Below are 24,379 nucleotides of genomic sequence, written 5' to 3'. Positions count from 1 at the left end.
TTAGACACGCTGGGTATCGCGTCGGAAGGCCATGGCAGCGCCGCCGATAAAGAGGGCCAGCCACACAGCGACGTTGACGATCCACATGACATCGAATTCGCCGGTGATGGGGCTCCTTGCGAGCTGGCCGATCCCGTACGCCGGGGTGAACTTGGCGATCTGGCCGAATGTGTCGCCCATGATTTCAATCGGCATGAAGAGCCCGCCAAGCATCGCCAGGATCGCCAGTGCGGGGCCAAGGATCTGCATCACGTTCTGGCTTGGCATCAAGTACCCCACGAACAGTCCCAGAGCAGCGAACACCAGGGAACCAACCCACGCCGTCAGCCCCGCTACCAACCATGTCCGGGCATCCATGGTCACCCCCGCCGCCGCACCGATGATGAACTGGGCTATCACTGCCACGAAGGACAGGGTCAGCGCCGCGGCCGCTTTGACGGCTATGTAGGCTCCGGGCAACAGCGGTGTCAGGCGCAGTTGTCGGCTCCAGCCCTGGGCGCGTTCCACCGCAACTTGGCTGCCGGCACCGGTGGCTGCCGTCATGGCCGCATAAACCGTGAGGCTGATGAGGATGTACTGCCCGTAACTGTGGCCGTTCGGCAGCAGCTTGTCCTTATTGGACAAGCCGAAGATGAAGAAGAAAATAGCCGGCATGAAGACCGTGAACATGATGGTCCTGCGGTTGCGGAGCATCCTCTTGATCTCGATCCACAGAAACGTCGTGTTGACCCCACCCGCCGAGGGTTTCCGGTCCTGGATGGCTGGTACCTGGGTCATGCCCGGTCTCCTTCGAACGCGCGCTGGGTTGCTCGGGTGTTCGATTCGTCAGCGGTGCTTGGTTCGTCAGCGGTGCTTGGTGTCGCCTCGGTGTTTGGTTCGTCCGCGGTCAGTGCCACGAACGCCTCCTCGAGGTTGTTCGCCACAACCTCAAGATCGTGAGCTCCGGTGGAGTTGAGCAGGAAGCGGACCACCGAATCGGAGTCGGACGTGCGGATGGTGACGCGTCCGGCGTCGTACTCCACCCGGTCAGTTGGCGGCAGACCAGCCAGGAGGCCCTGCTCTGCAGTGGGCAAGCTCGCCCGGACGGTCCTGCCGGATGCCAGGTTCTTGACCTGCGCGGCAGTACCGTCGGCAACGATGCTTCCTTGCCGGACCAGCACGATCCGGTCCGCGTAGGCGTCGGCTTCCTCAAGGTAGTGGGTGGCGAAGATGACGGTGCGTCCCCGCGAGGCGTCAGCCCTGATAGCCGCCCAGAAGTCGCGGCGTCCGGCGACGTCCATGCCGGTGGTTGGCTCATCCAGGATGAGCAAACCCGGATCGGAGACCAGGGCCATGGCAAAACGCAGCCGTTGCTGCTGGCCTCCCGAGCACTTCTCCACCTTCCTATCTGCAATGTCCAGAATCCCGGCCCGTGTCAGCACTTCCTCGACGGGGCGGGATGAATCAAACATGGCGGCAGTGAGCTGGACCGTCTCGCGGACAGTAATGTCACGCAACAAGCCAGCGGTCTGCATGACAGCTGCCACCTGCCCCCGTGCGATGGCCCCTCGCGGAGTGTGGCCGAAGATCGATACCTCGCCCCGGTCCGGGGAACTGAGTCCCAGGATCATGTCGATAGTGGTGGTTTTCCCGGCACCGTTAGGTCCGAGGAACGCCACCACCTCACCTTGCTGAACGGTCAAATCCAGGCCACGGACGGCACGGACCTTCCCAAAGCTCTTATGAAGCCCGGTGGCGCGGACGGCCGGGACGGCTGCTGTGGTCATGGTTTTCCCTCTGCTTGATTGTTCTTCAACAATTCAAGCCGCAATACTGCTCCTGCGCCCCTGAACGGTGTCACTTTTTGGGGATGACAAATGTCATCACGCGTGGGGGTTGCAGAAGTTCAGCGCCGTTCAGTTTCGCTGTTCAGCGCCGTTCCGCTTCCCGCCGCGCCCGGCGACTTCCGACGACGGCGGCCGCTGCGGAGAGTTCGCCTGTTTCCTTCAGGTCTTCGGGAGCAACACGGGGCGCACCCGCAGGCTCCAGGCGCTTCGACCCGGTGGCTTTGACCACAAGAACGCCGATCAACGTGGTCACGGGGATGGCCAGGACCAAACCGATGGACCCTACCAGGGTGCGGATGACTTCCTCTGAGAGTTCTGCGCTGGTCAACGCATCCACGAGAGGCCGGTCATAGAGCATGACGATGATGAGTATCGGCAGGGCGGCACCGGCGTAGGCGAAAGCAATCGTGTACACGGTGGAGGCGATGTGGTCCCGGCCGATCCGCATCGCTGAGGAAAACAGCTGCCGGGCACTGGAGTGGGGCGCGAGTTCATAGAGCTCCCATACAGCTGCCGACTGGGTGATGGTGACGTCGTTCAGGACGCCGAGGCCTGAGATGATGAGGCCGCAGAGCACGATGCCGGAAATCGACATCTTGTCCGACATGTTGATGAGGGTTGCGGCGTCGTGATTTCCAACTCCGGCGAGGTTGGCGGCGTCGGTAGCCCAGGCGGCCAAGAGCGCTGTGATTCCCAAACCAAAAATGGTGCCCAAAAGGGCCGTTGATGTCCGGGCCGAGAATCCATGCGCGAAGTAGAGGACTCCGATCATGATCACCGTGGACCCGACCAGGGCCAACAGCAACGGCGGCTTCCCTTCCACCAGGCCCGGCAGGATGAAGCCGACCAGCACAAAGTAGGCGCCAACCAGCCCCAGAAGGGCCCGGAACCCCCTCCATCTGGCGACGGCGATAACCACCACGGCGTAGAGCACCGCGAGCAGCGCGATCGGCAGTGTCCGCACGAAGTCGACAAAGACGTAAGACGGCGCGCCGTTGCCCGCGTTTGCGCCTTGGACGGCGGAAAGGTTCAGGTAACGAATGGCATCACCAACCTTGACGCCGTGCGACTTGGCAACATCCGGGTTGATCACCACCTTGACCGTGGCGCCGCCTTTGTCCGGTTCGGTGATGGCGAATGTGCATTGGGACCCGGTCCCCTGGCCGCTGCCTGGTTGGGCCTGGGGACCGGCTGCCTGACCCGTTTGTGTTTGGCCTGTTTGTGTACAGCTCTCCAGCGCCACACTCTGGATCTTTCCGGTATCGAACGTGACTCCCGGAGCAGCCTGGTACGGACTCGCAAACGAGATATTGTCCCGGTTTCCGGAGGGCCACATCAGCACCATGGCCACGAGGGTGAGCAGACCCAGGGGCACGAGGACCGCCGCCAAAAGCCTGTTGGCCCTCTTACGTGAAGCCAGGGCCTGTGGAGTCGGCTCGGAATGTCCGGAATCGCCGTGGGAGTGACCGTGACCCATCAGATACAAAACCTCATCCGATAACCCTAGCCGCGGCTCAGTCGCTAACGATCAGCGTGTCTGCCCCACGCACGCGGGCCCGGCCGGATTCCAGGAGCGGTTCAAGGACCGTCCGCAAGGCAGTCATCGAATCGTCGACTTCCAGCAACACAGGGTGCTGGTAGGCGATCAGGGCCAAAAGGTCCCGCACGGCGAAGGCTGCGTCCTCGTCGGAGAGGGACGGGTCATGCCCCAAGAACACATCCGAAGGATCATCGGAAGTACCTTGCGCGTAGCTAATGGCGAACGCCTGGATCTTGCCCTTGCGGCTCGCCGGAATGCCCTGGCCAAAGGCGCTTGCCTTGGGCGCCCGCAGCACGATTGCACCATGGGCTCCGGTGAGGTCGTGCAGGAACAAGCGCTGCACTGTGGCGATGCTCAACTCCCCCGGGCTGTCCCAGTGGTGGACATGTGAGTAGTACTTACCCACCACGTCACTCAACTCCACCGATCCGGTTGCCAAATCCTCCACGCGCTCGGAAGCCGCTTCCTCGGAACCATCCCCAAAACGCGGGAGGTTCAGCGGCTCCGGCTCCACGACGACCAACTGTGAACGCTGGATCGGGGCAAGCCCGGCGGCCGCGGCAAAAGCCGCCCCGGCCGTATCCGGTTCCACCTTGCTCCGCAATTTGATAACGCCCGACGGCGAGTTCCCGGCTTCACGGCGAAGCATGGCCAGGAGGGTACCGCCGACGCCGCTGCGGCGGTGGTCCTTGGCCACCTCGATGTACGCCCAAAGTCGCTCCGGGTGCAGCGATGCCTCGTGGACCACGCCGGCGGCAACGGGAATCCGCACGCCGTCCACGACGTCTTCGGCCACGATGCATCGGCGCCAAGGCTGGTTGCTCGACGGCGCCAAGGCTGCACGGAACTGCTCAGCCGGCAGTGTTTCCGGGCCGCCCCAGATTTCCAGGAGGGCGAGGTCGTCGCCTTCCTTCCATTCGCGGTATTCCAACGCCACGGTCAGGCGCCGATCAGCCGTGCGGCCAAGTAGGACTCAACCTTGTCCAAGGAAACGCGTTCCTGGCTCATGGTGTCACGCTCACGGATGGTGACGGCCTGGTCCTCGAGGGTGTCGAAGTCTACGGTGATGCAGAACGGGGTACCGATTTCGTCTTGGCGACGGTAACGGCGGCCGATCGCACCGGCGTCGTCAAAATCGATGTTCCAGTTCTTACGCAACTGCGCGCCCAGCGCCTTGGCCTTCGGGGAGAGGTCCTCATTGCGGCTCAACGGCAGCACGGCAGCCTTGACCGGGGCCAGGCGCGGATCCAGTTTCAGTACCGTACGGACGTCGACGCCGCCCTTGGCGTTGGGTGCCTCGTCTTCTGTGTAGGCGTCAATCAGGAAAGCCATGAAGGAGCGGGTCAGGCCGGCAGCGGGTTCAATGACGAACGGGGTGTACCGCTCGTTGGTGGCCTGGTTGAAGTAGCTCAAATCCGTTCCCGAAGCCTTGGCGTGCGTGGAAAGGTCGAAGTCCGTGCGGTTGGCGATGCCCTCGAGCTCGCCCCACTCGGAGCCTTGGAAGCCGAAGCGGTACTCGATGTCCGTGGTGCCCTTGGAATAGTGGCTGAGCTTTTCCAGCGGGTGCTCAAAGAACCGGAGGTTGTCCTCCCGGATGCCCAGATCCGTGTACCAGGACATGCGTTCCTCCATCCAGTACTGGTGCCACTCTTCATCCGTGCCGGGTTCTACGAAGAACTCCATCTCCATCTGCTCGAACTCGCGTGTGCGGAAGATGAAGTTGCCCGGGGTGATCTCGTTACGGAAGGACTTGCCGATCTGGCCGATGCCGAACGGCGGCTTTTTCCGCGAGGTGGTGAGTACGTTGTTGAAGTTCACGAAAATGCCCTGCGCCGTTTCCGGGCGCAGGTAGTGCATGCCTTCATCGCTGGCCACCGGGCCGAGGAAGGTCTTGAGGAGGCCGGAGAACTCCTGCGGTTCGGTCCACTGGCCACGGGTTCCGCAGTTGGCGCAGACGATGTCCGCGAGGCCGTTTTCGGCCGGGCGGCCCTTCTTTTCCTCGTACTCTTCTTCGAGGTGGTCTGCACGGTAGCGCTTGTGGCAGGAGAGGCATTCCACCAGGGGGTCGGAGAACACCTCGACGTGACCGGAAGCTTCCCACACCTGGCGGGGAAGGATGACGGAGGAATCCAGTCCTACAACGTCTTCACGGCCACGGACCATGCTCTGCCACCACTGGCGCTTGATGTTTTCCTTCAGTTCCGCACCAAGGGGGCCGTAGTCCCATGCAGAGCGGGAGCCACCATAGATTTCACCGGCCTGGAAGACAAAGCCCCTCCGCTTGGAGAGGGAAATGACCTGGTCAAGGACGGATTTTGCTGCCATGGGGTGCTCCATTTGTTCTACAGGGCCGCTGGGTGCGGTCCGCGGTTGTGTTCCCCTGGTTCCGGACGCGGGTGTCCGGCGGGGCGCTCGGGATAGGTACTGCGTTCTAGCCTACCGGCCTTTGGGCGCTGGTTTTCGTGCGAAAGCTCCCCTGGGCCAGGGCAGCGTGGCCACGATGATCGCGGCGAGCGTGAGGACCGTGCCCAGCACCGTGGGCAAGGCGACCACTGTACCGGGACTGGGGATCACGACGTCGAGCACCAACGAACCCACCAGCTGCCCGGCGATCATGCCCAAGCCCGTGATGAGCACGCCGAGGCTCCGGACCAGCAGGGCCGCCAGGCCAATGAAAAGGCATCCCATGGGGCCGCCGAGGTAGTACCACCACTCGGTTGGAAGCGGATTCCCGGGGCTGGCCACCGCCAGCTTGATGACCCAGGCGACCCATAGGATGGCGGACCCTGCGAGGAAGTTCACCAAGGTCGCCGCAAGGGGCGTCCCGTAGTGCACCGTAGCGGTTCCATTCATGGCCTGCTGGAAACTCATGAGGAACCCCGCCACCAAGGGCAGCAGCACAGGCAGCACAAGGGACGCGATGTCCGCGCCGCCACCGAAGCGCGGGGAAACTGCCCAGGCGACGGCGGCAACGGTCAGGATGCTGCCCAATACCCGGATCCCGGTGATGGGTCGCTTTCCACCGGGACCGATGCCCATCCGGTCCACCAGCAGCCCGCTGAGGGTTTGCCCGGTGACGGCGGCGACCGTGAACAGTGCAACCCCCAGCAAGGCAATGGTGAAGGATTGGGCACACACGAACAACGCGCCTATGGCTCCGGCCGTGACGTAAAAGCGCGGAAAGCTACGGTTCCGGACAGCGGGGATGATGCGCTGCAGCCCTGACCGGCCCTTGGACGTGGCCAGTGAGACAGCAGCGATGACGATCAGCCCTGTGGTGAAACTCACCACAGCGGCAGCGATGCCATCGTTCAATCTGCCAGCCAGAGCTCCGTTGATCCTTCCCTGAAGGGGAATGACCAGTCCGGTAGCTACTGCGATAGGGAGGCCAAGGGCGAGCGGGAGGGCGGGTCGGGAAGAAGGCTGCGGCACTGTCACACCCTACTTCAGGCATCATTGCTGTATGAGCAATCCGGAAATCGAAGAGGTCCCCATCCGTGACGACATGATCCGTCTCGGCCAACTGCTGAAGCTCGCCAACTTGGTGGAAGACGGCGTGGAAGCAACGGAGCTCATCAAGAATGGCTTGGTCAAAGTCAATGGTGAAATCGATGAACGTCGCGGCCGCCAACTCCGTGCCGGCGATACCGTGACCGTCAACGGCCAGACGGTCCGAATCATCTCCGCCTAGGAATTGGGCAGGACCTTGTGGGTCAGGAACTCCCCCACATGGCCGATCTCCTGCTGGTTGATGCCATGCCACATCCCGGTGTACAGCACCTTGGTGAGGTCGACGTGGCTGCGGACCCACCCCATGGTGTAGTCGATCTTGTCGGCCGTGATGACCGGGTCCTGCTGGTCCCGGCCCCAGAACATGGGGAGGGATCCGTCGAGCTCGGCGTCCCGGAAGGCGGCATCGGCGCCGGCGTCGATCACGAACCCTGAAAGCCCGACGACGGCGGCGAAGTCCGCGGGCCGGTAGCGGAGCATGGTGGTGGCCATGGCCATGCCCATGGAGAAGCCCAGCAGCGACACGGACGGGTGGTTGGCCTTGACGGTGTCCAGCCATTCCAGCGCGTACTCGGCGGCGAGCTTCACGGCGTCGAGCGAATACTCGATGGAAGCCGTCAGCGGGAACCACGAAAATCCCGGACCCGTGGGCAACGGTGCGCGCAGCGCCGCCACCGCGAAGCCCTCGGGCAACAGGCCCGCCAGGCTGAAAAGATCTTCCTCGTTGGAGCCGTAGCCGTGCAGCAGGACCAAAAGGGGCTTGCCGGCGCGTTCGGCTTCATTGTGGGACCACAGGACAACGGGCGCGGGTAATGCAGCGGCTTCAGTCATGAGGACTATTCTTGCAGTTACCGGTAAGTAGCCACTGCCGGTGACACTTTTTGCAGCAAGCGTTGGAGGCGACGCAGGTGAAGAGGCAGGTGCAGCACATGAGCGTGGATGGGATTAACCCCTTGGAAATTCCGGAGCAGTCGGTCAGCCACCTGGTCAACAGGCACCCCTGGAGCCGCTACGTGGCCTTGGGCGATTCGTTCACGGAGGGCATCGGAGACCCCGAACCGCTGAACCCTGGCGGTTATCGCGGGTGGGCGGACCGCGTAGCTGAAGAGCTTGGCCGTGGTCACGAGGACTTCGCCTACGCCAACCTCGCCATCCGGGGACGGTTGCTACAGCAAATTGTGGATGAACAAGTGGGCCCATGCTTGGACCTGCAGCCGGATCTCGTGTCCATTTCTGCCGGCGGCAACGACCTCATCCGTCCAAGCGGTGACCCGGATGCCTTGGCCGAAAAGCTGGACGCCGCCGTCGCCGAGCTCGGTTCCCGCGGCGCCACTGTGGTGTTGTTCAACGGCCCTGATACGGCGTCCTCCGTGTTGAACCGGATCCGCGGCAAGGTGGCCATCTACAACGAAAACCTCCGCACGGTAGCTGCCCGGCACGATGCCATCGTCGCGGACATGTGGTCGTTGCGGCAGCTGGCTGACCCGCAGATGTGGGACGTGGACCGCTTGCACTTTTCCCCATTGGGCCACCACACCATTGCCATGATGGTGTTGGACGCCCTCAACGTCCAGCACACCTTGGAGCCGCTGCTGCCCAAGGACCTCCCGCCCCGGACGTGGCGCGAAGCCCGGTCCTCGGACCTGGTCTGGGCGCGCGAGTACTTCGTTCCGTGGGTCATCCGGAGACTGCGGCATCGGTCATCCGGCGACGGGATCACTCCTAAACGCCCGACGCCGGGACCCGCCGTCGGTCCCAACGGGACTTTACTGCCGCACGAGTAGGGTCATTGACCTGCCCCGGAGCTTGGCGCAGTGGTGTTGCCGCCAGCGCCGCGACGCCCCTGACCGGTCCCTTGGTTCCCGGTCCCGTTGCTGCTGCCTCCGCCGTTTCCGCTCCGCAGGTTGGTCCCTTGGAAGTTGCCCACATTCCTTCCAGCCCGGTTACCAAGATCTATTTGCTTCTGGACCACTGAGCCGCCAAAGAATCCCGCCACCACGAGCAAGACGCACGCCAGCACCTTGGTGGAACGGCCCGGGGTGTACCGCTTCCGGGGAACAAAGGGCTCCTCATCCGGTGGCGGCAGCATTGAATCCTCGGGAAAGGGTTCGGGCATTTCCTCGTACCCCATGGGCGGGACCGGAGCCGGGAGGGCCTCAGTGACAGCGTCGCCGGGATCGCGGCTGCCGGTGTTGGAGCTGTTCATGATTTCCTATTCGTACCGAAGGGCATCGATGGGCCGCAGTTTAGCGGCTTTGTTGGCGGGATAAACCCCGAAGACGAGGCCGATCACGGCCGAAACCGCCAAGGAGAGCCAGACCGTCCATGCCTGCACCTCGGGCTGGACACCGAGCACGGGGAACGCGCTGCCGGCAAAACCAATCGCGATACCAGCCACTCCGCCGATCACGGAAATCACCAGGGACTCGATCAGGAACTGGGCCACGATGCTCCCCCTTGAAGCCCCGATCGCTTTCCGGATGCCGATCTCCCGCGTCCTCTCCGTCACAGTTACCAACATGATGTTCATTACCCCGATTCCCCCGACCAAGAGGCTGATGGCGGCAACAGCGCCGAGCAGGATAGTGAGCGTCTGTGTGGTACTGGTTGCCGTGGTCAGGATCTGGGCCTGGTTCCGGACTTGGTAGTCCCTGGTGGTGGAATCCACGTGATGGCGGGCGTCCAAAATCATTTGGACTTCGTTTTGGGCTTGGTTCATCACATCAGCCGAGCGGGCCTGGACCGTTATGGACGCCAGCGTGGGGGCATAACCGGTGAACTTGTTCTGCGCGGCAGAAAACGGGATCACCACGATGTCGTCGGGATCGCTCAGGCCCGATGAACCTTTGGCAGCCAACACGGCGGAAACGGTGAAGTTTTGCCCGTTGAGCTGGATTGTTTGTCCAACGGCGGAGCCGGTGGCGGGTCCAAACAGGTCAGCGGCCACCGTGTTTCCGATGACGGCCACCGGAGTGCCTGCCTGCTGGTCGGCGGCCGTGAACAGCGCACCGGACGCTGCGGTGCTGTTGCTGATATCAAAGTACGACGGCGTGGTCCCCAGGAAGCTTGCCACCGAATGCGTGGCACCGCTGTATGTCGCAGTGACACCCTGTGCCTGGACGATCGGGGCGGTCCGGGCGATGTCCGGTGCCAGCACAGGATCGGTCAGGGAGTTCTCGTCCTCGACGGTGAGGTTGGTGCTGCGGGTTCGGTTGGCTCCGGCTTGGCCCCCTGTGGCACGTCCCCCGGCACTGGTGGAACGGGTGACCGTCAACACGTTCGTCCCCAATTTGGCAATCTGCGCCTTGATGTTGTTGCTTGTCCCGGCGCCGACGGCCAAAAGCACTATCACCGCAGCAATACCGATCAAAATGCCCAAGGTGGTGAGGACTGAGCGCATCTTGTTGGCCGCCACCCCCGAGAGTGCGAACCTGGCTGACTCGAGGAGATTCATGGTCTCACCGCGAAAGATCTACCCGGTACAGGGGTTTGGCGAACATCCGAGATGATCCGGCCATCCTGCATCCTGATCACCCTGCCGGCGCGCTCCGCGACGTCCATTTCGTGGGTGATCATGACGATGGTCCGTCCTGTGGCGTGGAGCCTGCCGAAAAGGTCCAGGATCTCGGCCGAGGACCTCGAGTCCAGTGCTCCTGTGGGCTCGTCTGCGAGCAGAAGCACGGGGTTGGTCACCAAGGCCCGGGCAATCGCGACGCGTTGTTGTTGCCCGCCCGAAAGTTGGGAAGGTTTGTGCCCCGAGCGGCTCGATAACCCCACCGCGTCAAGCATGGCCATAGCCCTGCTGTGCCGGTCGTGGCGCCCGACTTTTGCGTACGCCAGCGGCATGGCCACGTTATCGACGGCTTTGGTGCGCGAAATCAGGTTGAAGTTCTGGAAGACAAAACCGATTTTCCGGTTGCGTATCTGTGCCTGTTGGTACTCGTCCAACTCGCTGGTATCGATTCCGTCCAGGAAATAGCTCCCGGTGGTCGGCGCGTCCAGGCAGCCGATGATGTTCATCATGGTTGATTTACCGGATCCGGAAGCCCCAATGATCGCCACGAAATCGCCGCGCTCAATGGAAAGGCTCACGGTGTCCAATGCCCGCACTTCGGCCTCGCCTTTGCCGTAGACCTTAGTGACCCCGGCGAGTTCGATGACCGATGCCACGGCTTACTGACCGCCGTTTCGTGCGCCGCCGCGGTTGGTGCCGGTACCACCGAAGCCGCCGGTGCCGAAACCTCCGCCGGTGGTGGCACTGCCGGTATCCAAGGTGCTCGAGATCGCGGGCAACTGAACTTGGTCACCGTCGGAGAGACCGGTCAGGATCTGGGTTCGGCCATTGGCACTGATCCCGGTGGTGACGGTTACCGGCGTCGGCGTGCCGTTCTTCACGACGCTGACCGTCTGCCTGTTCCCCGTGGTGGTAATGGCCAGACTTGGAACTACCAGCGCATTGGTTGCTGTGGCCGTGGTGACCGAGATGTTGGCACTCTGGCCAAGCCGGAGGCCTGCCGGTGGATTGGCAATGGAGACGGTCACCGGGTAGGTGACCACCCCATTGGTGGTAGTGGACGTTTGGGCAATCGAAACAACTTTTCCTGTTACAGGTGCAGCGGTTGGATCCTGTGGCAATGCAGGAAAGGTGAATTGTGCGGTTTGATCGGCTTTCATGCTGGTCACGTCTGATTCGGAGAAGCCAGCCACTACCTGAAGGTGGCCGGTGTCGCTGATGGTCACCAAGCCACCGCTCGACGCCGAGCCACCCGAAGAAGCGACAGTCGCCGTCCCCGCTGCGGCTCCACCGGCACCAGTGGAGCCCGTTGAACCAGTGGCCGAGGCTGCCGAGCCCCCACCGGACGAACCGGTCAGCGCTCCGACGGTGGCACTCACCGCGGACACCGTGCCGGACACGGGAGCTGTCAGGTTGCAGTCTGCGAGGTTCGCTTGGGCCGTCTGTACAGCGAGTCGAGCACTGGTGACGTTGGTGCCGCCCGCCGAAGCCGCAGAGTTTTGGGCATTTCCGAGCGCCGTTGTAGCGGAAGCGACCTGTTGTTTATCTTTCAGTTGGGTACTGGCCGCTTGGTTTTGTGCCTGGCTGAGGGACGCCTGGTCTTTGGCGAGCTGGTTTTGCGCCGCCATGACCGGATCGGTCCAGTTCGCCGGCTTCGGGTTGGGGACGGGAACGGCTTTGGCCGCATTGACCGCGGCATTGTCTGCGTCCACGGCCTTCTGTGCTGCTGCAACGGTTGAAGCCTGCTCGGAGCTATCCAATGCCGCTGACTGCTGGGCGTTAACGAGGGTCTGGTTTGCCGAGGACACCTGCCCACTCGCCGAGACCTGTTGCTGGTTTGCCTGGGCGGTGACGGAATCCAACTGCGCCTGGGCCGCGTCCAAGCTGTTCTGCGCATTTGTTGGGTCGATGGACACGAGCAACTGGCCCACACTGACTTGCTGGCCAAGAGTGGCGCCCACCGACAGGATCACGCCGCTGCAGTTACGGGCATTGACGACGGTGGTGGATTGCGGGGCCACGTTGCCCGACGCCGTGGCCACCGAGGAGATATCGGCCTTGCCTACCGTCACGGTCCTCGTTGCCGTGGCAGGGGTGGTGGAGCCGGCAGCCGTCGCAGTGAGGTAGGTACCCGCACCAAGTGCGACTATGACAGCGCCCAGGCCCACGTTAATCACAAGGGTTTTTGACATCATGGCTGGAGATTATGCGCCGGACCTGAGTGAAGCCCTTGAAAGTCATGGAAGGAGACCGAAAACGACGAATTGTTGCAAGCGGCTTCTCAGCTGAAGAAGGCTTCACCGAGCTGCTCTGACAGCTGCCCGATTTCCGTCAGGAAGCCGTCATGCCCGATCGGCGCCTCGATGACATGGACCGGAACATCACCTGGCAGGGCAGCGGCAAGTTCGCGTGATTGCGCCGGGAAGTACAGCCGATCGGTGTCCACTGCGGCCACGAAGAATTCCGCCGTTGCGCGGGACAGGGACTTCTGCAGACCACCACGGCCACGGGTGACGTCATGGGACATCAAGGCCTCAGTGATGGCGATGTAGCTGTTGGCGTCAAAGCGTTGCACCAACTTCTTACCCTGGTGGTCCAGGTAGCTTTCCACTTGGTAGCGCCCCCGCTCCCCGAGTACCGGTGCAACAAGCGGGGCTTCCTTGGGCTGGGCTTGCCTGCCGAAGCGAAGGTCCAACTCCAAGGCTGAACGATAGGTGATGTGCGCTATGCGCCGCGCCAAGGCCAACCCGTTCTCGGGGGCCGGGCCGTCGTAATAGTCCCCGTTGTTGAAGTGCGGGTCCTGCCGGATCGCAAGGGTCTGGGACTGGGCAAAGGCGATTTGCTCCGCCGTGCTGTAGGCACCCACGGAGATCACGGCGCAGCGCTTGACGCGTTCGGGAAACGTAATGGCCCATTCAAGGGCCCTGGCCCCGCCCATGGAACCTCCGAGTACGGCGTGCCAGGCATCGATACCCAGGACGTCGGCGAGCCGGGCCTCGGCTTCGGTGCTGTCCCGGAGCGTGATCAGCGGAAACCGCGATCCCCACGGTTTCCCGTCGGGAGCCTGGCTGGATGGCCCCGTGCTCCCGTAGCAACCGCCCACGATGTTGATGGAGACAACAAAGAATCTGTCGGTGTCGATGGTCGCACCTGGACCGACGAGTTGCTCCCACCAACCTTCCTCGTCCGTACTCCCCCGAGCCACGTGGGTGCTTCCGGTGAGGGCATGCTGGACCAGCACCGCGTTGGATCGATCCGGGTTCAGGCTCCCCCACGTTTCGTAACCTAAGACGACATCCGGGAGGTACCCGCCCGCCTCAAGTTCCAACGAACCTATCCGGGCGTAGCGGACCGTTCCGTCTTCTTTTCCGTAAGTGGGAATGGCTATAGCACTGATGGTCATTTCCTTCGACACCTAAACCTCGCACTTGCCAGTCGCCTTGCGTGCGACGGGCCAGGTCCTCACCCGGGGCACCCCACCGCGGAGGAGGGTTGCCGGCCAGCAAGCCGGGGCTGTGTGCTGGCACTCATGACCTAATACGTAGAGTTTAGGAAGAACATCCCTCTTCAGGCGAAGATTGTGACACCAGTGTGACGTTTTGGGTGCGGCTTGTTCTCCCAAAGCTAGGCCTGGACGCCGCCCACCGAATAATCATCGGCGGGCGGCGTTCGTACGCGGTCAGGCTCCCTTGGCGGCCCGGAACCCGGCTTCGAGGTCGGCGATGATGTCATCGACGTGCTCCAGGCCCACGGACAAGCGCACCAATCCGGGGTTGACGCCCGCGACGGCCTGCTGCTCGGCGGTGAGCTGGCTGTGGGTGGTCGACGCCGGGTGGATCACCAGGGAGCGAACGTCGCCGATGTTGGCAACGTGGGAGTGCAGCTCCAGGCCGTCCACGAAGCGCTTGCCTGCCTCCACTCCACCCTTGATGGTGAAGGCCACCACCGCGCCCGTGCCCAAGGGGCCGTACTTGCGGCCGCGGTCGTACCAAGGGCTGGACGGCAGGCCAGCGTAGGCGACGGCCTCGACGTCGTCGTGGGCTTCCAGCCATTGCGCCACTTTAGTGGCGTTGGCGACGTGACGCTCGACGCGAAGGCTCAGCGTCTCCAGCCCTTGTGCGATCAAGAAGGCGTTGAACGGGGACACCGCGGACCCGAGGTCGCGGAGCAACTGCACACGTGCCTTCAGAATGTAGGAAAGGTTGGCGCCGAGTGCCCCGTCCTTCCCGAGATCGCGCGCGTAAACCAGGCCGTTGTAGCTGGGATCCGGGGTGTTGAATCCGGGGAAGCGCTCCGGATCCTTGCCGAAGTCGAAGTTGCCGGAGTCCACGATCACACCGGCTATCGCCGAGCCGTGGCCGCCGAGGTACTTGGTGGCCGAATGAACCACGATGTCCGCGCCCCACTCGATGGGACGGATCAAATAGGGAGTGGACAAGGTGTTGTCCACGATGAGCGGCACGCCGGCCTCATGGGCGGTGCGCGCAACGCCTTCGATGTCCAGCACGTCTTGGCGGGGATTGGAGACAACTTCCCCGAAGAACAGCTTGGTGTTCGGCTGGACAGCATCCCGCCATTGGTCCAAGTTGTCCGGATCCTCCACGAAGGTAACGGAAATGCCGAACTTCTTGAGGGTGTGGGCCAGGAGGTTGTAGGTCCCCCCGTAGAGGCTTGGGCTCGCCACCACGTGGTCCCCCGCCTCGGCGATGTTGAGGATGGCGAAGGTCTCGGCCGCTTGCCCGGAGCTGAGCAAGAGGGCGCCGAGACCGCCCTCCAGGCTCGCGATCCGCTGTTCCACGGCGTCCTGGGTGGGGTTGCCAATACGGGTGTAGATCGGTGAAAGTTCAGCCAGGGCAAAGCGGTTGGCCGCGCTTTCAGCGCTGGGGAACACGAAAGATGTTGTCTGGTAAATCGGCAGCGAACGGGCACCTGTGGCGGCATCCGGCTCTTGGCCTGCATGAATCTGGCGGGTTTCGAAAGACCATCCTTGGGACATTGCGTTCTCCTCTGAAGGCGATTTGTGGCGGGACACACCTACGGCGCGGTCATTCATCCGGGCCCGTGATGCTCGTGGTGCAGTGGAATGACTCCGGGGCGGCTGGAGCCAGTCTAGGAACAGCCGCTCACCATGGATACCTTTGTGACGCCAGCTGAAATTTCGGGTCCGAATATGTCATGGGCCCTCGGTCCGCAAATAGGTCCTACCATAGTTAGGCTTTACTTAGCTGAGACCCCGATCACAAAGTGCCAAGATGAAGCCATGCGCATGGATCACGTCTCTTACGCCTGTGAACGAGATGGCCTTCTGGCCACAACCGAACGAATTTCCGCAGCTCTGGGAGTGGACGCAGTCCGGGGTGGAGTGCACCCGCGCTTCGGCACCCGGAACATGATCATTCCCCTTGCAGATAACAAGTACCTGGAAGTCGTGGAGGTCTTGGACCACCCCGCTTCCGACAAAGCCCCCTTTGGCCAAGCGGTCCGTGCACGCTCGGCTGCCGGCGGCGGCTGGATGGGCTGGTGCGTCGCCGTCGACGACCTGGCTCCTTTCGAAGAGCGCCTCGGCCGCTCAGCCGTCCCGGGTAACCGCAAGTTTCCCGATGGCCGGGAATTGGTGTGGCAGCAGATCGGTATCCTTGGTTTGATCGCCGACCCCCAGGTTCCCTACCTCCTCAAGTGGGAGGGCGACCCGACGCTGCACCCGTCCAAGGTGTACGAGAGCGACGTGAAAATGTCCAGCCTCACCATCGCCGGTTCCGCGGAACGCGTCACCGAGTGGCTGGGCGAGCCGGTTGAGAAACCGCTTGAGGACGTAGCCGTCCAGTGGATAGCTCCCCGGGGCACCCCTGGCATCATGTCCGTCACGTTCGAGACCGCCACCGGGGCCGTCACCATCTGATCCCTTCCAACCATCCCTGCCTGGACAGACCATCACCTGTTCGAGCCCGGATAAACTTCGGCCGCCATCAGCGGGTGCCAATGACGTCACCCTCCGATGGCGGCCGAGAACATTTAAGCGTGCGCTGCTCCTAGCCCAGGCCTATCGCCTTGCCGAACAGGCTGAAACCTACAAACGCGACGATGTCCAGAAGTGCGTGGGCAACCACCAACGGCATGACGCGCCGGGTTTTGGTGTAGATCCAAGCGAACACCAGGCCCATCACGAAGTTGCCCACAAACGGCCCGAACCCTTGGTACAGGTGATAGCTGCCCCGCAACAAGGCGCTGACAACAATGGCCGCGGGCGTCCTCCACCCGAACCTGCCAAAGCGGTCCAAGAGATAACCCACTACGATCACTTCTTCGACGATCGCGTGACGAACCGCGGACAGTATGAGCACCGGAACGGTCCACCAGTAAGCATCCAGCCCGCTGGGAACAATGGCGGTGGTGATCCCCAGGGCGCGCCCGACCGCGTACAGCCCCAAAGATGGCACACCGATCAGGGCGGCCAATCCCAACCCTTGGAGTGCGTCCTTTCCGGGACGGGCAAAGTTGAAGCCAAGCCTGGTGAATGCAGTCCCTGGGCTCGCCGCACCCGGTGTCGCTGCATGCGTGGACAGGAAATAAATCACCAACGCCACTGGCACCAGCGCGAAGACAATGTCCAGCAGTTGGTAAGTGAGGTCGAAATACTCCCGCGTACTTTGCGATTGATTCAGGGTGGAAGTGCCTTGGGACAAGGGCGCACGCGTCAATTTGTCCAGGAGTTGAACTACGGAGTACACGGCGGACTGGCCCAAGGACAAGCCCAACACAATGAGTACCTCGGCACGCAACCGACGGCGGGAAGCAACAAGCATGTACCTATCTTGCCTGTACTTCCTGCGAGTCCGCTGCTCAGCTGGCAGTAGCGACGATGACTTCGATGCCCTTGGCTTCGAACGCTGCCCGGTCCTGCGCGCTGATACCCGAGTCCGTAATGAGGTGCCGGAAGTCGTAGCCTGACATGGCGGCGAAGGACCGGCGGCCCACCTTTGAGGAGTCGGCCAGGACATAGGACTCAGTGGACCGGTTGGCCATGACCGTGTTGACCATGGCTTCCCCCTCATCCGTGATGGTGGGGCCGAGATCCGGGTCCACGCCGTTGACACCGATGAACGCAATGTCCAAGGCCACTTTTTGCATGATGACGTCGATGTACGGTCCCACGAGTTCGTAGGACCTGGGGTTCAGGATGCCGCCGGTGACCATGATCTTGATGTTGGGGCGGACCGCGAGCTGGGAGGCAATGTTGATGGCATTGGTCACCACGGTAAGCGTGGGCTTGCTGGAAGGAGCGTTGAGGTCCTCCCGCGTGGAGAGCACCTGGGCAAGTGCGGTGTTGCTGGTTCCCCCACTGAGGCCGATGACGGCGCCCGGATGGATCAGCAACGATGCCGCCTGCGCAATGTCCTGCTTCGCCTCGGCATTGTCGTCCCGGTTGTACCGCCCTGGCAGGTCGTAGGACAGCGATCCGGTGGTGGCGCCCCCGCGGGTGCGGCTCAGAAGCCTCTGCTTTGCGAGGCTGTCAAGATCCCTGCGGGCGGTGGCCGGTGACACACCCAAACGCGTCACGATGTCCTCGACTTCCACACGGCCGGTTTCGGCCAGCAGGTCAAGGATGGCGGTCAGCCGATCGGTGCGGGTCATGACAGTATGCCTTTCGCGGCGTCGGGCTATGTCACCTTGGCAAAGTGCACCTTGGCGAACAGCGTGAGCATTCGTGCAGATTCCATTACCAGCGCGGCCCTCCCCGCCTGGATGTACTTCCTGGAATCCACCACTTCAGGATTGGCGTCCAGGTACTGACGGACGCCACGGGTGAAGAACCCGTTTACATGCGTGGATACGTTGATCTTAGTCATACCAGCCTTGATAGCCGCCACGAGCAGGTCGTCGCTGACTCCGGAAGAGCCATGGAGGACCAGCGGTTTTCCGACGGCGGACTTCAGTCGGGTGATCAGCTCAAGGTCCAGTGCCGCGCTGCGCTCGGTCATGGCGTGCCACGAGCCAACCGCCACGGCCAACGCGTCCACCCCCGTCGCCTCGACAAAGGCCCGGGCCTCGCCGGGGTCGGTGCGGACCCCGGGGGCGTGGGCGCCGTCTTTGCCACCGACCTTGCCGAGTTCGGCCTCGACAAAGGCGCCCCGCTCATGGGCATACTGCGCCACGCGCGCAGTGGCCGCGACGTTCTGCTCATAGGGAAGGTGCGCGCCGTCGTACATCACCGACCCGAACCCCAAGTCGACGGCGGCAAGCGCCAACTCCTCCGACTCTGCGTGATCCAGGTGCACGGCCACCGGCACCGATGCAGCACGGGCAATGGCCAACGTGGCCACGCCGATAGGTTCCAGGCCGCCGTGGTACTTGACGCAGTTTTCCGATATTTGCAGGATCAGGGGAACTCCTGCTGCTTCCGCGCCTGCCACGAGTCCTTCGGCGGTTTCCACATGGATGACGTTGAAGGCGCCTTGGCCCGCGCCGCGGGCCGCTGCGCGTTCCACGAGTTCCCGCGTGGCGACCAGGGTCATCGGGGTTCCTTCCACGTAACCATCAGTTGCTCTTCGAGTTCCTTGAAGCGGGGTGAGATCTCCCCCGCGGCCGGCATGAGCACAGCGGCTGCGGACCACGCTGTTGCCCTGCGGAGAATTTCGCGGGGCTCGTTGATGCCTTCGGCAAGCGCGACGGCGGCAGCAGCGACCGCGGCATCACCTGCCCCCGTCGGGTTGCCGCTCAATGGCTCCGGTAGGCGTGCGGTCCAGTAACCTCCGGGAGCCGCGTGGTCGAAGGCCAGCATGCCCTCTGAACCAGCGCTCACCAAAACCGTTCTGGCACCCATGCCGATCAGCGATAGTGCCGCTGCTTCCACGCTGGCTTCGCCTGTGGCTTCGGCCAGTTCGTGGTGGTTTGGCTTGAGGACATCCGCTCCAGCCCGTGCAGCGGCGATGATGCCGGGACCGGAAGTATCAATGATGGCCGGGATGCCGGCGTCGTGGGCCAGTTGCACCAGTGACGGATAGAAGTGGCCGGGCGCCCCAGGCGGCAGGCTTCCGGAGCCGACGAGGACGGAGGCCGGCAGGTTTCGGTTGCCGCTGACAGCTTCCACGACGGCGGCCGTGAGGGAACGCCATTCGTCCGGCAGCAGGGCTTGGCCTTCTTCGTTGAAAATGGACGTTTCACCGGCCAGCGTGTCCACCAAGGCGATGCTGCGGCGCGTTTCCGCAGCGACTCCCACCAGGGTGTGCGGCACCCCGCTGGTCCACAACTCCGCTGCCAGGGTCTGACCGGCCGCGCCCCCTGTAGGTGCGATGGCGAGCACGGGGTAGCCGAGTTGATGGATCACCCGGGCTACGTTGATTCCTTTCCCACCTGCACGGCTCAAGGGGGTGGGGACCCTGTGGCTCGCCCCCTCGGTGATCCCGCGAACGGTGTAGGTCATGTCGATGGCGGGGTTCGGGGTGACAGTGATGATGCGGTTCATTGGGGCCACGCGGTTCACGGCTGCCTCCGTTGGTGGGCCGTTGACTCCATGGTGCCCAAGAGAGCCCGGGCGTTCATGGCGGCACCGAGCAACCCGGCATTTTGGCCCAGTTGGGCCCGCATGAGTTGTGGACGGCGCTGAAAATCAAGCATGGCGTCCACCGAGGAACGCAGCGGCTGGAGGAGTTCATCACCGGCTTCGGCAAGGCCGCCGCCGATCACCACGGCTTCGGTTCCGATGATGTTGACGCATTGGCAGATAGTGAACGCCAAGGCCCTGACGGCGTCGTCCCAAATGCGGGCAGCGACGGCGTCCTGTGAGCGCGCCCGTATCAGCACCTCGCGGGCACCCTGGACTTCGACGCCGGTCGCGGCCTGGTAGCGCCGCGCCACGGCACCGGCTGAGCCCACCGCTTCCAGGATGGTGTAGCCGGTTGTCCTGGCTGTCCCTGTTGTCCTGGTTCTGCCGGTGTCTCCGCAACGACCGTCACCGTAGCCAGCGTCGGGATCCGGGACCTGCGCATGGCCCAGTTCGCCCGCGAACCCACCGGCGGTGACGGCCTTGCCGCCGGAGAAGACTGCAGCAGCGATTCCCGTGCCCACCACCATCACCACGACGTCCTGGAATTCCCTGGAGCCGCCGAAGGTGTGCTCCACGGCCGCTGCGGAGCGGACATCGTGATCGAACGCTACCGGGATGCCGAGGCGCCGCTCCGCTTCGCGGGTGAAGGGGAAATTGCGCCAGCCAAGGTTGGCTGAGTAGATTCCCACCCCCGATGTTGAGTCCACGATGCCGGGAACGATGATTCCTGCCGCCTGCGCCTTGGCCTGCGGAAATTCGGCGGTAAGCTCCGCCGCAAGCTCAGCAATGCGGTCGAGGACCGCCTCCCCCGGACGCTTGGAGTCCAGCGGGGTAGGAACACGGCGCATGCCGAGGACCGTTCCGTGGGGATCCACCAGCCCGGCCTTGATGTCGGTCCCGCCGACGTCGAAGGAGAGGACCGGCGATTCTGCGGCTCCAAGGACCATGGCGGGGGTCCTAGGCGGAAGCGTTGAGAATAACCGAGCGCGTCAGGTTGCGCGGCAGATCCGGGTTAAGGCCGCGGGACCGCGCGCGCTCGAGCGTCACTTTATGGACACGGGCGAGTTCCGCCAACGGGTGCTTTCCGGTGTGCACGTACAGCGCTCCGGTGGCTTCCATGTCCTTATCCAGCCCGTCGGGCTGGTCACCGAACAACCACGTCACCCGTCCGGGGGCGGCAATGGAAATCGGACCATGGCGGTATTCCATGGCCGGGTAGGACTCTGTCCAGCCCTGCACAGCTTCACGCATTTTCAGGGCCGCCTCGTGGGCCAAGCCAACAGTCCAGCCGGTTCCCAAGAAGGTGAATTGTTCTGCCCCCAGCAGTTCCGGGGACACCGGGGCGGACACAGCATCCCGGGCATCGTCGATAGCCTGCTGGACGTCCATGCCCAGACTTGTCAACAGGTACACAAGGGCGGACGTGGCGAAGCGTGTTTGGACCACCGAACGCTCATCGGCGTAAGGCAGCCCGATCACGGCATCGGCAAGCCGAACGATCGGCGAAGACGTATCGCCAATGATCGCCACTGTGGGAACCAGACCCTGCAATGCGGCCAACAACTCCAGTACCTCAGTGGTGGTTCCCGAGCGCGTAATGGCCACAACGGCGTCGTACTGGCGAGCGGGACTGTTGCTGTTCAGCAAGGCCTCGGAGGCGGCGAACGCATCCGTCACGCCCTTGCCCGCAGATTCGCGGGCCACCGCATAGCTTTGGGCCATGAACCACGACGTTCCGCAGCCCACCACGGCGACACGCTGGCCATCGGCCGGAAGCAGCTGCTCGGCCCGGGCTTGTTCGACGGCGCGCTGCCAGACGGCGGGCTGGGAGACCAGCTCTTCCTCCATGAAAGCCCCGAGTATGTTCTCGCTCATCGTGATCCCGTTCCCACACAGCAAATGACGTTTTCTGATCTATGGAAACACTAAACGATCATTTTCGATCTCACAAGGAGTCAGTTGCTCACATGCCGGAACCGCTCCGAACGGTACCTTGCCCTCCACACCCGAACCGTCAGGGCGATCGACACGACCATAAGTGCAGCCACAACAACGACGCCGATAACCCGGCGCGCTACACCACCCGCACGCCGGCTCGCCATACCGAATGCGTCAAAGGAATCCCCGGCCGGTAAGCCAAGTGCGTAGCTGACGGCGCCTTCAGCATGTGCAAGTCCGCCCGGTGGCCCACCGCGAGCGAACCCACCGCCCGCTCGCCGTCGACGTCGTTCCCGGACTCCCTGCCCAACGCCAGGGCGCCACCGTAGGTTGCCGCGCGCACGGCCTCGTGGACACTCAAATGCATCTGCAGGACAGCGGTGGTCACGCAGAACGCCATGGAACTTGTGTAGGAGGTGCCAGGGTTGCAGTTCGCAGCCAGCGCGATCTGGACACCGGCGTCAAGCAACGCCCGGCCCGGGGCCAAGGGTTGGCGCGTGGACAGGTCACAAGCGGGCAGGCAGGTCGCCACCGTACCCCGCGCTCCCGTGCCGGTCGCCCGGTCCCATCCACGCCAACTCCCCGCAAGCGCGGCGATGTCCTCAGGGGAAAGGAAGTTCACATGGTCAACACTCGCCGCACCGAACTCCACGGCCAGCCCGACGCCGGGACCCTCACCCAATTGGTTTCCATGCACCCGCAGTCCCAATCCGGCGTCCCGTGCAGCGGTCAGCACACGGCGGGACTGATCCTCAGTGAAGGCGCCGCGCTCGCAGAACACGTCTGCCCAACGGACGTACGGAAGGACGGCGTCGAGCATGGGACCGCACACCAGATCGGTGTACTCCTCAGGGTCGGCGCCCTCGGGGACCAGGTGCGCCCCCAGATAGGTGACCTCGTCCACTTCCCTCGCTGCGATGCGCGCACTGCGGGCCTCGTTGTGGACATCCAGGCCGTAGCCGGTCTTGCTTTCCACGTAAGTGGTGCCTTGGGATACTGCCTCGGCGACCCGGGCCCTGACGAGCCGGGTGAGCTCCTCATCGCTGACGGCCCGGGTTGCACCTGTTGTAACGGCGATGCCTCCGGCACTGTAGCTCTCCCCGGCCATGCGGGCTTCGAACTCGGCGGTCCGGTCGCCCGCGAAGACCAAGTGGGAATGCGAATCAACCCAACCAGGCAGGACGGCGCGGCCTTCGGCGTCGAGTTTTGCATCTGCCGCGGGAGCATCCTTGGTGGACCCGAGCCACGCGATGCGCTCGCCCTCGATCACGATCGCCGCGTCTTTGAGGACCCGGTGTTCCAAGTCCTGGGTCATCAGCTCACCCACGTTGGTGATGAGTGTGCTGCCGCCTGATGCTCCGCCGTGCCCGTCCCAGTTTCCGCTCATGACCCTATTGTTCAGCGCCGGATGGACCAGCGGGTGGCAGCGAGCCGCTCCGCTGTCCGGGATTCCGGACTGTCGGGCTGTACGGTTCCAAGGATCAGTGCGGCGGCCAGCTCCGCGATGCCGGAGGATGTCTGGAAGCCATATCCGCCTTGCCCTGCCAACCAAAAGAAGCCGGGGGCTTCGGCGTCGAAACCGACCACCGGAATCGCGTCCGCGGCTTCGGTCCGCAGTCCCGTCCAGGCGCGGTCAACGGAGCGGATGCCCATGGATGTCACATCGTTGAGCGTGGCGATCAGCTTCTCCACATCACCCGGATAGGGCCGGGCGTCCTCTGGCCCGCTGGGCACAGCTTCCGACGGCGAAATCAACACTTGGTTGCCCTCTGGCCGGAAATAGAAGGATTCATCGGCGGCGCACACCATGGGGGTCTCGGGCGGCAACGGTCTCTCAACATTGACGATCGCCCCCGTGCGCCGGTACGGCTGGAGTCCAAGCTTCTCCACGCCGCTGATGACGGCCAGCTCATCGGCCCAGGCGCCAGCTGCGTTAACCACGACGCCGGATTGCAGCCCCTCGGTTCCTGCACCCACCTGCCAGCCGCTCCCGAGCCGCTGCGCTGAGTGCACCCGAGCTCCGGTGATGATGTCCACCCCGGCGGTTTCGGCAATGCGCCGATGCTCCTCAAGCAGCAAGGGCGCATCGCAGCCGAAAGAACCGGTATCCAGCCCAGCGGCGGTGAACGAATCCGGGTTGAGGGCCGGGCAGAGCCGAAGTGCCTCAGCATGGGATATGGGAAGCATGTTCCCGCTGGCCTCGGCACGCACGGTCACATCGTCTCCCACCATCATGAAAGCGCGTGGAGTGAGCACCGGCTCAGCTGCTGTGCCGTCCCTTTCGTGCAACAGCTCCAGGGTCCGGACGGTCAACTCCTGTACAACCGCAGGGCCGTAACTGGGGATCAACTGCCGGGCTGAGCGCGAGGACGTGTGGAACGCCAAGGACTGCTCAGCCTCGACCAAGGCAACAGTGCACTTGCCTGCCAAGGCCGATGCCAAGGACAGTCCGGCGATGCCGCCGCCAACGATTACCACGTCATAATTCGAAGCCATGGGCCCATCCT

At 63.4% G+C, this 24,379-nt stretch carries 24 protein-coding genes and 1 riboswitch; of the genes, 3 read left to right on the top strand and 21 right to left on the bottom strand.

The genetic code is table 11. The annotated features are described in order from the left end of the window. The 6 genes from QRN04_RS02185 to QRN04_RS02160 form a co-directional block, all read right to left on the bottom strand. Entirely contained in the window at nt 1–777 is a 777-nt protein-coding gene (locus tag QRN04_RS02185; RefSeq protein ID WP_284974501.1) for an ABC transporter permease, read from the bottom strand. Beyond that, nucleotides 774–1,766, bottom strand: coding sequence for an ABC transporter ATP-binding protein (locus QRN04_RS02180; protein ID WP_284974500.1), 993 nt, complete (start codon nt 1,764–1,766; stop codon nt 774–776). Before QRN04_RS02180 ends, QRN04_RS02185 begins: the two co-directional genes overlap by 4 nt. Nucleotides 1,767–1,908: 142 nt before the next feature. Beyond that, nucleotides 1,909–3,303, bottom strand: coding sequence for a YibE/F family protein (locus QRN04_RS02175; protein WP_284974499.1), 1,395 nt, complete (start codon nt 3,301–3,303; stop codon nt 1,909–1,911). A gap of 37 nt (nt 3,304–3,340) precedes the next feature. Then, complete coding sequence (locus tag QRN04_RS02170) at nt 3,341–4,303, bottom strand: GNAT family N-acetyltransferase (protein WP_284974498.1); 963 nt, start codon at nt 4,301–4,303, stop codon at nt 3,341–3,343. A gap of 2 nt (nt 4,304–4,305) precedes the next feature. Continuing rightward, complete coding sequence (locus QRN04_RS02165) at nt 4,306–5,691, bottom strand: glycine--tRNA ligase (protein ID WP_284974497.1); 1,386 nt, start codon at nt 5,689–5,691, stop codon at nt 4,306–4,308. Between the two features lie 111 nt (nt 5,692–5,802). Beyond that, nucleotides 5,803–6,798 (bottom strand): DMT family transporter, encoded by a 996-nt coding sequence (locus QRN04_RS02160; RefSeq protein ID WP_284974496.1) that lies wholly within the window; start codon nt 6,796–6,798, stop codon nt 5,803–5,805. A 31-nt stretch (nt 6,799–6,829) separates the two neighbouring features. Between QRN04_RS02160 and QRN04_RS02155 the strand changes: the two genes are divergently transcribed. Beyond that, entirely contained in the window at nt 6,830–7,057 is a 228-nt protein-coding gene (locus QRN04_RS02155; protein ID WP_284974495.1) for an RNA-binding S4 domain-containing protein, read from the top strand. Here QRN04_RS02155 and QRN04_RS02150 read toward each other — a convergent pair. Continuing rightward, complete coding sequence (locus QRN04_RS02150) at nt 7,054–7,707, bottom strand: alpha/beta hydrolase (RefSeq protein ID WP_284974494.1); 654 nt, start codon at nt 7,705–7,707, stop codon at nt 7,054–7,056. The two genes, QRN04_RS02155 and QRN04_RS02150, sit on opposite strands and share 4 nt — an antisense overlap. 98 nt (nt 7,708–7,805) lie before the next feature. Here QRN04_RS02150 and QRN04_RS02145 point away from each other — a divergent pair, with 98 nt between their 5' ends. After that, nucleotides 7,806–8,660 carry an SGNH/GDSL hydrolase family protein gene (locus QRN04_RS02145; RefSeq protein WP_284974493.1) on the top strand — a complete coding sequence of 285 codons (855 nt, stop codon included), beginning with the start codon at nt 7,806–7,808 and terminating at the stop codon, nt 8,658–8,660. A gap of 2 nt (nt 8,661–8,662) precedes the next feature. Here the strand turns inward: QRN04_RS02145 and QRN04_RS02140 are convergent, their stop codons facing one another. The 6 genes from QRN04_RS02140 to QRN04_RS02115 form a co-directional block, all read right to left on the bottom strand. Continuing rightward, nucleotides 8,663–9,082, bottom strand: coding sequence for a hypothetical protein (locus QRN04_RS02140; RefSeq protein WP_284974492.1), 420 nt, complete (start codon nt 9,080–9,082; stop codon nt 8,663–8,665). Nucleotides 9,083–9,088: 6 nt separating this feature from the next. Beyond that, nucleotides 9,089–10,330 (bottom strand): ABC transporter permease, encoded by a 1,242-nt coding sequence (locus QRN04_RS02135; RefSeq protein ID WP_284974491.1) that lies wholly within the window; start codon nt 10,328–10,330, stop codon nt 9,089–9,091. Next, nucleotides 10,327–11,046 carry an ABC transporter ATP-binding protein gene (locus tag QRN04_RS02130; protein ID WP_284974490.1) on the bottom strand — a complete coding sequence of 240 codons (720 nt, stop codon included), beginning with the start codon at nt 11,044–11,046 and terminating at the stop codon, nt 10,327–10,329. The genes QRN04_RS02135 and QRN04_RS02130 overlap by 4 nt, the downstream gene beginning before the upstream one ends. Before the next feature lie 3 nt (nt 11,047–11,049). Beyond that, nucleotides 11,050–12,585, bottom strand: a complete 1,536-nt coding sequence (locus QRN04_RS02125) for an efflux RND transporter periplasmic adaptor subunit (RefSeq protein WP_284974489.1) — start codon at nt 12,583–12,585, stop codon at nt 11,050–11,052. 86 nt (nt 12,586–12,671) lie between these two features. Continuing rightward, the gene (gene metX, locus QRN04_RS02120; RefSeq protein WP_284974488.1) at nt 12,672–13,793 is read right to left on the bottom strand and encodes a homoserine O-acetyltransferase MetX; all 1,122 of its coding nucleotides are present in this window, start codon (nt 13,791–13,793) and stop codon (nt 12,672–12,674) included. 16 nt (nt 13,794–13,809) lie between these two features. Further along, nucleotides 13,810–13,925, bottom strand: a riboswitch (SAM riboswitch). 144 nt (nt 13,926–14,069) lie between these two features. Beyond that, a complete protein-coding gene (locus tag QRN04_RS02115) occupies nt 14,070–15,443 on the bottom strand; it encodes a bifunctional o-acetylhomoserine/o-acetylserine sulfhydrylase (protein WP_284974487.1) in 1,374 nt (457 codons plus the stop codon). Between the two features lie 207 nt (nt 15,444–15,650). Here QRN04_RS02115 and QRN04_RS02110 point away from each other — a divergent pair, with 207 nt between their 5' ends. Further along, on the top strand, nt 15,651–16,289 hold the full coding sequence (locus tag QRN04_RS02110; RefSeq protein WP_284974486.1) for a VOC family protein: 639 nt from the start codon (nt 15,651–15,653) through the stop codon (nt 16,287–16,289). Between the two features lie 130 nt (nt 16,290–16,419). Here the strand turns inward: QRN04_RS02110 and QRN04_RS02105 are convergent, their stop codons facing one another. The 8 genes from QRN04_RS02105 to QRN04_RS02070 all read right to left on the bottom strand — a co-directional run bounded on the left by QRN04_RS02105 (nt 16,420) and on the right by QRN04_RS02070 (nt 24,368). Beyond that, complete coding sequence (locus tag QRN04_RS02105) at nt 16,420–17,193, bottom strand: CPBP family intramembrane glutamic endopeptidase (protein WP_284974485.1); 774 nt, start codon at nt 17,191–17,193, stop codon at nt 16,420–16,422. A 37-nt stretch (nt 17,194–17,230) separates the two neighbouring features. Continuing rightward, a complete protein-coding gene (locus QRN04_RS02100) occupies nt 17,231–18,022 on the bottom strand; it encodes a DeoR/GlpR family DNA-binding transcription regulator (protein WP_284974484.1) in 792 nt (263 codons plus the stop codon). Nucleotides 18,023–18,048: 26 nt separating this feature from the next. Further along, nucleotides 18,049–18,903: a class II fructose-bisphosphate aldolase gene (locus QRN04_RS02095; protein ID WP_284974483.1), complete on the bottom strand. Its 855-nt coding sequence runs from the start codon at nt 18,901–18,903 to the stop codon at nt 18,049–18,051. Then, nucleotides 18,900–19,853: a 1-phosphofructokinase family hexose kinase gene (locus QRN04_RS02090; protein WP_284974524.1), complete on the bottom strand. Its 954-nt coding sequence runs from the start codon at nt 19,851–19,853 to the stop codon at nt 18,900–18,902. Before QRN04_RS02090 ends, QRN04_RS02095 begins: the two co-directional genes overlap by 4 nt. Nucleotides 19,854–19,867: 14 nt before the next feature. After that, nucleotides 19,868–20,881, bottom strand: a complete 1,014-nt coding sequence (locus tag QRN04_RS02085) for an ROK family protein (RefSeq protein WP_284974482.1) — start codon at nt 20,879–20,881, stop codon at nt 19,868–19,870. A 10-nt stretch (nt 20,882–20,891) separates the two neighbouring features. Continuing rightward, a complete protein-coding gene (locus QRN04_RS02080; protein ID WP_284974481.1) occupies nt 20,892–21,809 on the bottom strand; it encodes an SIS domain-containing protein in 918 nt (305 codons plus the stop codon). A gap of 199 nt (nt 21,810–22,008) precedes the next feature. Then, the gene (gene hutI, locus QRN04_RS02075; protein WP_284974480.1) at nt 22,009–23,259 is read right to left on the bottom strand and encodes an imidazolonepropionase; all 1,251 of its coding nucleotides are present in this window, start codon (nt 23,257–23,259) and stop codon (nt 22,009–22,011) included. Between the two features lie 11 nt (nt 23,260–23,270). Then, nucleotides 23,271–24,368 carry an NAD(P)/FAD-dependent oxidoreductase gene (locus QRN04_RS02070; protein WP_284974479.1) on the bottom strand — a complete coding sequence of 366 codons (1,098 nt, stop codon included), beginning with the start codon at nt 24,366–24,368 and terminating at the stop codon, nt 23,271–23,273. Nucleotides 24,369–24,379: the final 11 nt, after the last annotated feature.

Source organism: Arthrobacter sp. efr-133-TYG-104, assembly GCF_030208915.1.
GTDB lineage: Bacteria > Actinomycetota > Actinomycetes > Actinomycetales > Micrococcaceae > Arthrobacter.
This window is presented reverse-complemented; position numbering and strand designations above follow the sequence as displayed.